Annotated in this window: 10 protein-coding genes; 7 read left to right on the top strand and 3 right to left on the bottom strand. The window is 64.0% G+C overall.

The genetic code is table 11. From position 1 onward, the window contains the following. The 6 genes from VGV07_RS16190 to VGV07_RS16165 form a co-directional block, all read left to right on the top strand. On the top strand, positions 1 to 772 hold a 772-nt coding region (locus tag VGV07_RS16190; protein ID WP_326869758.1), incomplete at its 5' end, for an ABC transporter substrate-binding protein. A 138-nt stretch (positions 773 to 910) separates the two neighbouring features. Then, complete coding sequence (locus VGV07_RS16185) at positions 911 to 1,675, top strand: ABC transporter ATP-binding protein (protein WP_326869760.1); 765 nt, start codon at positions 911 to 913, stop codon at positions 1,673 to 1,675. Beyond that, positions 1,675 to 2,541 (top strand): ABC transporter permease, encoded by an 867-nt coding sequence (locus VGV07_RS16180; RefSeq protein WP_326869757.1) that lies wholly within the window; start codon positions 1,675 to 1,677, stop codon positions 2,539 to 2,541. The genes VGV07_RS16185 and VGV07_RS16180 overlap by 1 nt, the downstream gene beginning before the upstream one ends. Positions 2,542 to 2,719: 178 nt before the next feature. Beyond that, the gene (locus VGV07_RS16175; protein WP_326869756.1) at positions 2,720 to 4,036 is read left to right on the top strand and encodes a cytosine deaminase; all 1,317 of its coding nucleotides are present in this window, start codon (positions 2,720 to 2,722) and stop codon (positions 4,034 to 4,036) included. A gap of 3 nt (positions 4,037 to 4,039) precedes the next feature. Continuing rightward, positions 4,040 to 5,449 (top strand): FAD-binding oxidoreductase, encoded by a 1,410-nt coding sequence (locus VGV07_RS16170; RefSeq protein ID WP_326869755.1) that lies wholly within the window; start codon positions 4,040 to 4,042, stop codon positions 5,447 to 5,449. After that, entirely contained in the window at positions 5,446 to 6,048 is a 603-nt protein-coding gene (locus tag VGV07_RS16165; RefSeq protein WP_326869754.1) for an NAD(P)H-dependent oxidoreductase, read from the top strand. The genes VGV07_RS16170 and VGV07_RS16165 overlap by 4 nt, the downstream gene beginning before the upstream one ends. Before the next feature lie 190 nt (positions 6,049 to 6,238). On the opposite strand, the gene VGV07_RS16160 is transcribed toward VGV07_RS16165, so the two are convergent. Continuing rightward, positions 6,239 to 7,285: a cell wall hydrolase gene (locus tag VGV07_RS16160; protein ID WP_326869753.1), complete on the bottom strand. Its 1,047-nt coding sequence runs from the start codon at positions 7,283 to 7,285 to the stop codon at positions 6,239 to 6,241. A gap of 344 nt (positions 7,286 to 7,629) precedes the next feature. Here VGV07_RS16160 and VGV07_RS16155 point away from each other — a divergent pair, with 344 nt between their 5' ends. Next, entirely contained in the window at positions 7,630 to 9,027 is a 1,398-nt protein-coding gene (locus VGV07_RS16155; protein WP_326869752.1) for a hypothetical protein, read from the top strand. Here VGV07_RS16155 and VGV07_RS16150 read toward each other — a convergent pair. Together VGV07_RS16150 and VGV07_RS16145 are read right to left on the bottom strand one after the other, a co-directional pair. Beyond that, positions 9,024 to 9,743 (bottom strand): response regulator transcription factor, encoded by a 720-nt coding sequence (locus VGV07_RS16150; RefSeq protein WP_326869751.1) that lies wholly within the window; start codon positions 9,741 to 9,743, stop codon positions 9,024 to 9,026. The two genes, VGV07_RS16155 and VGV07_RS16150, sit on opposite strands and share 4 nt — an antisense overlap. Next, the gene (locus VGV07_RS16145) at positions 9,721 to 10,626 is read right to left on the bottom strand and encodes a hypothetical protein (protein ID WP_326869750.1); all 906 of its coding nucleotides are present in this window, start codon (positions 10,624 to 10,626) and stop codon (positions 9,721 to 9,723) included. The genes VGV07_RS16150 and VGV07_RS16145 overlap by 23 nt, the downstream gene beginning before the upstream one ends. Positions 10,627 to 10,672 lie beyond the last annotated feature (46 nt).

Genomic DNA, 10,672 nt, shown 5'->3' with positions numbered 1-10,672 from the left:
GATCAACTTCTACATGGGTGGCCCGACCACCGCGATCGACGCGGTCAAGGAAGGCATTCCGACCATCACCATCGCCTCGATCTTCCAGAAGGACCCGCAGGTGCTGCTGGCCCATCCGGATGCGGGCTTCAAGACCTTCGCAGACCTCGCAGGCGCCTCCAAGTACATCCTCTCCAAGGATGGCTTCATCTCGTATTTCAGCTGGATGAAGACCGCTTACGAGGGCTTCGTCGACGAGAAGTTCGAGCCCTATACCTTCAACCCGGCGCCGTTCATCGCCGACAAGATGGCGATCCAGCAGGGTTATCTGACCTCGGAGCCCTACGAGATCGAGAAGCAGGCCGGCTGGGTGCCGCAGGTGTTCCTGCTCGCCGATAACGGGTTCGAGCCCTACTCGACCACCATCGAAACGATGAAGCCCTGGTATGACGCCAACAAGGACGTCGCCAAGCGCTTCGTCGAGGCGACCATCATCGGCTGGTACAACTATCTCTATGGCGACAACGCCGCGGCCAATGAGCTGATCAAGAAGGATAACCCGGAGATGACCGACGGCCAGCTCGCCTACGGCCTCGCCAAGATGAAGGAGTACGGCATCGTGGTTTCCGGCGACGCGGAAGCCAACGGCATCGGCTGCATGACCGACGCACGCTGGAAGAGCTTCTACGAGCAGATGAAGGCGGTGGGGCTGTTTGCCGACGGCATCGACTACACCCAGGCATTTACCACTGAACTGGTGTGCCACGGGCTTGGCAAAGAGCTGGTGAAGTAAGCTAAGACCTCCGCCAACCAACTCGGCGCGGGCAATCCCGTCCGCGCCGTTCGACCCTAACGTGGGCTAACGCACTTGACTGATCTTTCTCTCGCCGAGCCGGCGACCGCAGCGAAAGCGACACAGACCGTCGTCTCAATGCGCAACGTCTCGAAAGTCTTCTCCAATGGCACGCTGGCGCTCAAGGACATGTCGCTCGACGTCGCGCGCGGCGAGTTCCTGAGCCTGCTCGGCCCATCGGGCTGCGGCAAATCCACGGCGCTCAGGATCATTGCCGGCCTCGGCGGCCCGAGCTCGGGCAGCATCGACTGGCCCTCCTCCAAGATCAATTCGCGTGGCCTGCCCGAAGGCGATGTCGGCTTCGTGTTCCAGGAGCCGACGCTGATGCCTTGGCAGACGGTGTTCGGCAATGTCTACCTGCCGCTGCGCCTCGAGGGCATCGGCAAGACTGCGGCACGCCCCCGCGTCATGGAAATGCTGGCCTCTGTCGGCCTTGCCGATTTCGCCGATGCCTATCCCCGGGAATTGTCGGGCGGCATGAAGATGCGCGTCTCGATCGCCCGCGCCTTGGTCACCAAGCCGAAACTGCTGCTGATGGACGAGCCATTCGCGGCGCTCGACGAGATCACCCGGCAGAAGCTCAACGACGATGTGTTGCGGCTGTGGAAGCAGTCGGGTGTCACGGTGATCTTTGTTACCCACTCGGTGTTCGAGAGCGTCTACCTTTCCAATCGCATCGTGGTGATGAAGGCCCGCCCGGGCCAGGTGTTCGCCGACCTGCCGCTCAAGACCAGCGGAGCGCGCGATGCAGAATACCGCACCTCGGAAGAATACCGAGCCGCTACGCATGACGTGTCGCACGCGCTGCACGAGGCCATCCACGCCGGCGGGGGGACGCACTGATGAGCAACGTCGTGCAAACCGCCCCCGACGACGAAGCCGGGACTGACAGCGCCGTCGCCATTCTGCGGCCGCGCACCTCCAACACGGAGCGGGTGCTGCGCGTCGTGGTGCCAATCGCCATGCTGGTGCTGGCGGTGATCGCCTGGCACTTCACCGTGGTGCTCAACGGCATCCCGAAATACATCCTGCCTACCCCGGGCGATGTGGTGAACTCGCTGCTCAACGACTGGCCGACGCTGCTACCCGCCCTGCTGGTGACGCTGCGGATCACCTTCACGGCGCTGATCCTCGCTCTGATTGGCGGCGTCGCCATGGCGATCATCCTCGTCCAGAGCAAGTGGGTGGAACTGGCGCTGTTCCCGTTCGCAGTGATCCTGCAGGTGACGCCGGTCATCGCCATCGCGCCACTGCTACTGATCTATGTGCCCGACACCCAGACGGTACTGCTGATCATCGCGTTCCTCGTGGCGTTCTTCCCAATCCTCTCCAACATGGTGACGGGTCTGAAGAGCGTCGACCATAACCTGCTCAACCTCTACGATCTCTATGGCGCGTCGCGCTGGCAGACGCTGGTGTTCCTGAAGCTACCGGCCTCCCTGCCCTACTTCATGGCGGGGCTCAGGATCGCGGGTGGCCTGGCGCTTATCGCAGCAGTGGTGGCCGAGTTCGCCGCCGGTGCTGCCGGCCAGGGCTCGGGCCTGGCGTTCCGGCTGCTCGAATCGCAATACCGGCTCAACATCCCGCGGTTGTTCGCCGCGCTGATTCTGTTGACCGGCACCGGCGTCGCCATTTTCGGCATCACCTCGTTCATCGCCTGGCTGTCGCTGCACCGCTGGCACGAGAGCGCGGTCAAGCGGGAGAACTGAGCGTGCTGACTGAGAGAGACGGCCCCCTCCCATCCTCCCCCACAAGGGGGGAGGTGCCGCATCCAGTGTTTGGTACGATCGAGCCACGGCCCCAACTCTTCACCTCCCCCTTCATGGGGGAGGCCGGGAGGGGGCCGTCTGCTTCAGTCGGCAGTGACGCGACTCCGGAAGTCTCCTGATGCACGGCACCCCTGCCCTTTCCACCGGCACAGTGACCCTGCGCAACGCTCGTGTGCCGAGCGCGGCGCGCGGCAAGATCGGTAGCGGCGACATCGAAACCGTCGATCTCGACATCGTCGACGGCCGCATCGCCGCCATGCGCCCCGCCGGCTCGGCGCCGGTCACCGGCCCGAGCCACGACCTCGATGCCGGTCTGATCCTTCCCGCCTTCGTCGATATCCACACCCATCTCGACAAAGGCCATATCTGGCCGCGCAAACCGAACCCTGACGGGACCTGGCTGGGTGCCCTGCTCGCCGTCGGCGCCGACCGCGAGCGCAACTGGGCCGCTGCCGATGTCGAGCGGCGCTTCGATTTCGCGCTCCGCTGTGCCTATGCGCACGGCACCGCCGCGATCCGCACGCATCTCGACAGCGCGCCACCGCAGCACGAGATCAGCTGGGCATTGTTTGAAGAGATGCGCAGGCGCTGGGCCGGCCGCATCGAACTACAGGCGGTGTCCATTGTCGGGCCGGACACGCTGGTGAACCCCGGCGAGCTCGATGCCGTGGCGCAGCAGGTCAAGGCCTCGGGCGGTATCCTCGGCGGCTCCGTCGCCGAATATGCCCGCTCCAAAGAAGCCATGTTGCGGGTGGTCGAGAAGGCCGGCGAGCTTGGCCTCGACCTCGACCTGCACACCGACGAGACCGGCGACCCCTCGGCGCATGCCCTGCTGCACCTTGCCGAGGCCGTGCTCGAGACCGGCTTCACCGGCAAGGTGATGGCCGGCCATTGCTGCGTGCTCACCGTGCAGGACGAGCGCACCCAGCGCCTGACCATCGACAAGGCGGTCGAAGCCGGCATTGCCATCGTTTCGCTGCCGATGTGCAACATCTACCTGCAGGACCGGGTGAACGCGAACGGCACCGTCCGCACCCCGATCCGCCGCGGCGCCACGCTGCTCAACGAGTTCAAGGCGGCCGGCGCGGTCGTCGCCATCGCCTCGGACAATACCCGCGACCCGTTCTACGCCTACGGCGATCTCGATGGTGTCGAGGTGCTGCGCGAAGGCGCGCGGATCCTGCAGTTCGATCACCCGCAGGACCAGGCCTGGGATTGGGTGCGCGCCGTCGGCTCGGCTCCGGCTGCGCATGGCGGCTTTGCCTACAAGGCAGTGATCGAGGTCGGCGCACCGGCCGATCTCGTGCTGTTCCGGGCCCGCAGCTGGACCGAACTCAACGCCCGCCCGCAACATGACCGCATCGTGCTGCGCGCCGGCAAGGCGATCGACACGAGCCTGCCCGATTACCGCGAACTCGACGACCTGATGGAGTAGACCATGGATATTACTGGCTTTCGCGCCGCGCTCGGCGACATTCCGGTCGAAGACAACCCGCGCATCGTGCAGCAGAAGAGCCGCGACCACTACTGGTATTCGCCGCGGCTGAAGCAGCAGCTCGAAGGCGTCACCGCCGAGATCGTGGTGTCGCCGCGCTCGGTCGACGAGGTGGTCACCGTGCTGCGCGAGGCGTTCAAGTATGAAGTGCCGGTGACGCCACGCGGCGCCGGCACCGGCAACTACGGCCAGGCGATGCCACTCTCCGGCGGCGCCATGCTCAACCTGATGAACCTCAACAAGGTGATCAAGATCGAGCAGGATCGGGTGCGCGCCGAAGCCGGGGTGATCCTCGAGCAGCTCGACGAGCAAACCATCCATGCGGTCAATGGCGAGCTGCGCTTCCACCCCTCGACCTATCGCATGGCCTCGCTCGGTGGCTTCATCGCCGGTGGTTCGGGCGGGGTGGGTTCGATCCGCTGGGGCGGGTTGCGCAATTTCGGCAACATCCTCGGCCTGAAGGTCGTGACCTGCGAGGCCGAGCCGCGGGTGCTCGATCTGCGCGGCCCCGATATCCTCAAGGTCGCGCACGCCTACGGCACCAACGGCATCATCGTCGAAGCCGAAATGCCGCTGACCGCCCATTACGACTGGGTCGACATGATGGTCGGCTTCGATTCGATCATCGATGCCTGTGCCTTCGCCGAGCAGGTGGCGCTGCAGGATGGCCTCTTGTGCAAGGAAATCTCACCGGTCGCGGCGCCCGTGGCGCATGACTATTTCAACCGCCACCGCCCCTATATCCGCAGCCGCGAGCAATCGGTCGTGCTGTTGATGGCGGCGCCGGCGGCGGTGCCGGCGCTGGTCGATTTCGTCGCCTTCCACGAAGGCGACCTGCTCTATCGCGCCGATACGCTGACGCCCGAGGAAAAGGCAAAGCTGCCGCCGATCTATGAGCTCGCCTGGAACCACACGACGCTGCGCGGGCTGAAGATCGATCCGACCATCACCTACCTGCAGACCCAGTACCCCGACCTCGCCCACGTGAAGTGGGCGGTGGAGACTTTTGGCGACGAGATGCCGATGCATATCGAGATGACGCGCTTCGACGGCCGGGTGGTGTTCTCCGGCCTGCCGATCGTCCGCTACAGCTCGGAAGAGCGGCTCGAGGAGATCATCCGGCTGCACGAGGAGAATGGCTGCCTCGTCTTCAATCCGCATCGCTACACCCTCGAGGAAGGCGGCATGAAGCGCACCGACCGGGCGCAGCTGCAGTTCAAGAAGGAAGCCGACCCCAAGGGCATCCTGAACCCCGGCAAGATGATTGCCTGGGACGACCCGGATTTCGATTTCGAATCCGGCCGCACCTGGCTGTTCACCGGCCTTTACACGCTCGGCGGCGCGGCCGAATGAAGGTCCTCGTCGTCCACGCCCACCCGGTCGAAACCAGTTACAACCGCGCGCTGTTCCATGCGGTGTGCGAGGCGCTGCGGGCCAAGGGCGACGAGGTCGATGCGCTCAACCTCTACGAAGAGGATTTTCAGGCGGCAATGAGCCGGGCCGAACGGCTCGAGTATCACGACGTTCCGGGGAACCTCACGCCGCTGACCAAGCCCTATGTCGATCGGCTGCGTGCCTGCGACAAGATCGTCTTCGTCCACCCGGTGTGGAACTACGGCTACCCAGCCATCCTCAAGGGCTTCTTCGACCGGATCTTCCTGCCGGGCGTTTCCTTCGTGCTGGAAGGCGGTGACGCGCCGGACAAGGGCAAGCTGATCCCGGGGATGAAGAACATCAAGAAGGTCGCCTACGTCACCACCTATGGCGGCGATCGCCTGCGCACCATGATCATGGGCGACCCGCCCCGCCGCCTCGCCATGCGCTGGGCCTGGGCCACCTTCGGTACACTGATGCCGCCGACCTACCTGGCGCTCTACGACATGAACAATCAGACCGAGGCGGGGCTGAAGGGTTTCATCGACAAGGTGAAGCGGAAGATGGCAGCGTTCTGAGGGGATACAATCGCGCCCTCCAGCGCCCCCACTCTTGGAATTCTCCCCGCCATTTGCACTGGAGTATCAGTCGGGACTCTCCCCCTTGGCGGGGGAGAAAGCGAAAATATGGGCTTAGCGCAGTTAAGTCCTTAGTTTTCGCAAGAGAGGGGGTCTGGGGGCACGTACCCAGAATAATCTCAACCCCTTATCAGCCGAACTTCCAGCCACGCTTGAACTGATAGAAAACGTGCATGCCGATCTTCACGTTCTTCTTCATGCGGGGGGCCCAGTGCGGGTAGACGTAAGTGGCATGGTAGTGGGTCGAGTAGCCGACCTCGGTCAGGTATTCCTTGCCCGAGATCACGTCCTTGGCGATGGCCATGGCCTGCTTCCACGATTTCTGGTCGTTCACCGTCTCGGGAATGCCGTCGCAGGCGAAGGAGAACTGGCAGGCGTTGCGCTTGCTCTGGTTCTGGTAAACCACACCGCAGATGCTGTCGGGGTAGAGTTTGTGGGCAACGCGGTTCATCACCACCTGCCCCACCGCCACCTGGCCGCGATAGCTCTCGCCGCGGGATTCGAAGTAGATGGCCGTGGCCATGCACCAGACTTCCTTGTCGGAAACCTTCTTGCCCGACTTGTTCAGCACCGACCCATCAAACACGGTCGCCGGCAGGTCGGCGCGTGCGTAAGCGAGCTTCTGGGACATGGTGTGCGGCATCGGCACATCGCTGCCGGTGCCGGCAAGACCCTCGATGGCGTCGAGCGCCGGTGTGGTCCAGGCCGGGTTGAGCGCCGCGACGGCGACCGGAATGTCCGTGGGAAGCTTGGTGTCGCTCTTGGTCAGATCGGAAAGTTCCGCCTTGGCGGTCTCCACTGTCGCCGGCGTACCCCCCTTGGGGTTGCGGGCCGCGGCAATCCTGGCGCGAATGTCGGCGAAGCTCGCGGTCAGTTCCGCCAGTTCTACAGTGGGGCGGGCGCGGTCCTGCTTGATGGCGCGGTTGGCGCCGACAAAACTCTGCGACAGGAAAATGTTGTCGATCGACCCGGTGATGATCACATCGGTACCGGAACGACTGAGCGTCGGCCGCGTTAGGCTGGCTTCATAGGCCGAGAGCGAACCGCCATCAGGGGCGTGCGCAGCGCCGGTCAGGCCGGCGACGGCGAAAATCGCGAGCGCAAAACCTGCGCACAGCTTGAGCACGGCGAGCTCGTTGCGAGCCCGGCGCATCGGGGTGGTCCGGTATTGGGCCATCAGAACGCTTTACTATCCACGCGAACGCAACAAACGACGCGCCGGCAATCTAGATAAACTGTGACGCAAATGCCGGCTTTCGCGATAATGCGGGTTTAGGGTTAGCCGACCGTAAACACGGGAAACTTGGCGTCAGGGCGGGCTGGAAATGGCCGAGGCTGGGCCATATGCAGGCAAAATCGGGCAGCCAAGTTGACTTAAACTGTTCCGCATCGAAGCCGTCGCAACGCCCCCTTGCGGGAGGGAAAACGATCCTTGCGGTCCACGGTCAGTGTTATCCGCGTGCTCGCGCGGCTGCCTAGATCGTGCAACCATGCCGCCGACTTGGCGGAGCAAAGAGTGACTTGACGCAGCAATGGTGGGTCGTCAGGCGGATCAGGAACTGGGCGGCGCGCGGCCTCCGGCGCATTTCGTTGTCCCAGCGCTTCTTTCTCATCGCCCTGTCGGTCGTGCTGGCCGCGATGCTGATCCTGGGGAATTGGACCAGTAGCTATGTCAGCGAGAGTATCACCAAGGGGGTCGCCGGTACGGCCGCGGCGAGCATTGAGGCACTGATCTCGCAGAGTCTCGATGGCGCGATGCTGTCACCAGATCGACGCGCTGCACTGCAGGCAGTATTCACGGTTGGCAACAGCGCCGACGCTACCCGTCTGCTGCAGATCAGGGTCCGCGATATCGCGGGGAGCGTCGTGTTCGAGTCGCTGGGCGGCCTCGAGGATGTGGCCGCACCCGAGGATCTGAGCGACGCGGCGGCAGGCGTGTTGAACGCTCATCTGGTCGATGTTCCGCTAAAACCAGTCGGCTCGCTGCCGCGCTCGACCCTGCCGATCATCAAGATCTACACGCCGCTGCGACGGGCTGAAACCGGCGAAGTGTTCGGTGTGGCGGAGCTCTATTTCAGCGCGAGGACGGTCCGCGAACTGCAAGCGCAGGCCCGCTCAGACGTCTGGATCATCACCGCACTGATCGGGTTCGTCTCCGTCGGTACGCTGGCTCTGCTCGTCGACGTGACGGGCAATATCATCACGCTGCAACGCCAGCGACTTGCCAAAACGCTGCGAGAGACCCGCTCGCTGCTGCGACAGAACGTGGCGCTGCGCGCCGCATCGGAGCAGTTGCGGGTAGAGTCGAGCCTTGCCAACGAGCACGTGCTGGCTCAGGTGGGCTCGGACATCCACGACGGGCCGGTCCAGTTGTTGACCTTGCTGATACTTCGCCTCACCCGTTCGGGAGCGGAAGGATCAGAGCCAGATGCGCCAGCGGACCCGAGCGCCGAGCTGGCGCGTGAGGCGCTCGAGGACCTGCGGGGTATTTCGGCCGGCCTGGTACTGCCCGAGCTGGCAAAGCTAGGCGTTGGCGAGACGATTGCGCTGGCGACCTCACGCCATGAGAGCCTCACCGGAACAGAGGTCAGGCGCGAGCTGGACATCCCCAACAGCACGCGGACACCGATCGCCGCCAAGATCTGCGCCTATCGCGTGGTGCAGGAGGCCCTCAACAACGCCTACCGGCATGGGGGCGGGCAGGATCAGCGCGTGAAGGCAGCCGTCTACAATGGCTGGTTACGGTTGGAAGTGACCAACCGCGTGAGCGACGCATCGCGGCAAACGTCCTCGACAGATCAGACGGGGTTGCGCGCCATGCGCTTTCGCGTCGAGTCCCAGGGCGGCATCCTGGCGGTATCCTTTGAAGCAGAACTGGCTCGCATCGATGCCCGGATTCCGCTTGATAGCAGGGGCTAAATGTCGCCGTCGGCGCGGTTCGGCATTTCGATATCGTATGGCGCCCGCAGCCGCTGGGCCGCCAGCACCACTTCGAGGCGGCTCTTCACCTTCAGCTTGTTCATCAGGTTGGTCATGTAATGTTTGACCGTTTTTTCGGTGAGGTTGAGGGCTCGAGCAATTTCCTTATTGCTCTTGGCCTCAAACAGGCACTGCACCAGTTGCTGCTCCCTGGAGCTGAGCTTGGCGGCTGACCGCTCGCGCTCGCGGCGAGTGCGGTTGCGGAACCCCGCAATCAACTTGGCGGAGAAATCCGGCGAAACGTAGAGTCCGCCTGTCTTGACCGTCTCGATGGCGGCGAACAGGTCCTCGGACGGCCGCCCTTTGAGCACGAAGGCATTCGCACCGGCATCGAGCGCCTGCAAGGCCAGGTCGACGTCGGCATAAGCGGTAAAGATGATCAGGCGGGTGAGCGGCGACAGTTCCGAGATCGAGCGGATCGCCGCGAATACGTCGCCGGGCATGCTCATGTCGAGCGTCATAATGTCGGGCCGGCCGGACCGGGCCAGCTCCACGGCGCCAGCGGCCGAGGATTCCGTGCCGACGATGGCGTAACGGGCGTCTGACGAAAACAGCGCAGCAATTCCCATCAGCAGCGTCGGGTGATCGTCGACGAAGGCAATCCGGGTCGGCGGCGCGGCGACCGCCGTGTTGTCACTTGTTGTTGCCGTTGCCATTGCCGTTTCCATTGCCGCCGCCACCCGCGTTGCCGTTGCCGTTCTCGCCCGAGTTGCCGTTACCGTTCCCGCCACCGTTGCCGCTCCCGCCGGAGTCGCCATTCCCATTGCCGCCGGAATTGCCGTTTCCGTTGCCGCCGGAATTGCCGTTCCCGTTGCCACCCGAGTTGCCGTTCCCGTTGCCACCCGAGTTGCCGTTGCCATTGCCACCCGAGTTGCCGTTGCCATTGCCGCCCGAGTTGCCGTTGCCATTGCCGCCGGCGTTGCCGTTGCCGTTGCCGCCCGAGTTGCCACCGGCGTTGCCGTTGCCGCCCGCATTGCTGTTTGCACTGTTTCCCGGCGCTGTCGTGGCAGTGGCCTCGGTCAGTGTCACATCTTCGCCGGCGACCGCCGTCTGTTCGGCGTCGGTAACGAGATCGCGGATGACGGCCTTGCCGATCTCCACGACCACTGTCCCGGCATCGCCTGACACTCGCAGCCTCGAGTGTCCGGCACTCATGGCGACCGTCATGGCCGAGGTCCTCAACGTCAGGCGCTGGCCCGAGCGCAATTGCGCTTCGACTTCGACCGTACCGGCGAACTGAGTGATGAGCGTCAACCGCTGCGTCGGCTGATCAACCTGGACGGCGCTGTTGGGTCCGAGCTGAAGCATGACATCGCCGCGGCTGAGGGAGACACGTGCGCCCTGCAAGGTGCGCACCGGAACGCCGATGGGCAGTTCCGAGCCGGCGGGCAGCTCCGACCATTGGCTGCCAACCATGGACAACACGGTGCCCTTTACCGACTTGGCAACCCAAGCTTGCGCCGCGATCACCGGTCCCGCGAGCAGCATCAGCAGGATCAGCACCGCCGAAACGGTCACAAAATCGCGATCTAGGCGCATCGTCGATTACTGATGACGGTCAAACCACAGCAAAACTTTGTCGTGC

The sequence above is a fragment of the Devosia sp. genome, from assembly GCF_035944845.1.
In the GTDB taxonomy this organism is placed as follows: domain Bacteria; phylum Pseudomonadota; class Alphaproteobacteria; order Rhizobiales; family Devosiaceae; genus Devosia_A.
This window is presented reverse-complemented; position numbering and strand designations above follow the sequence as displayed.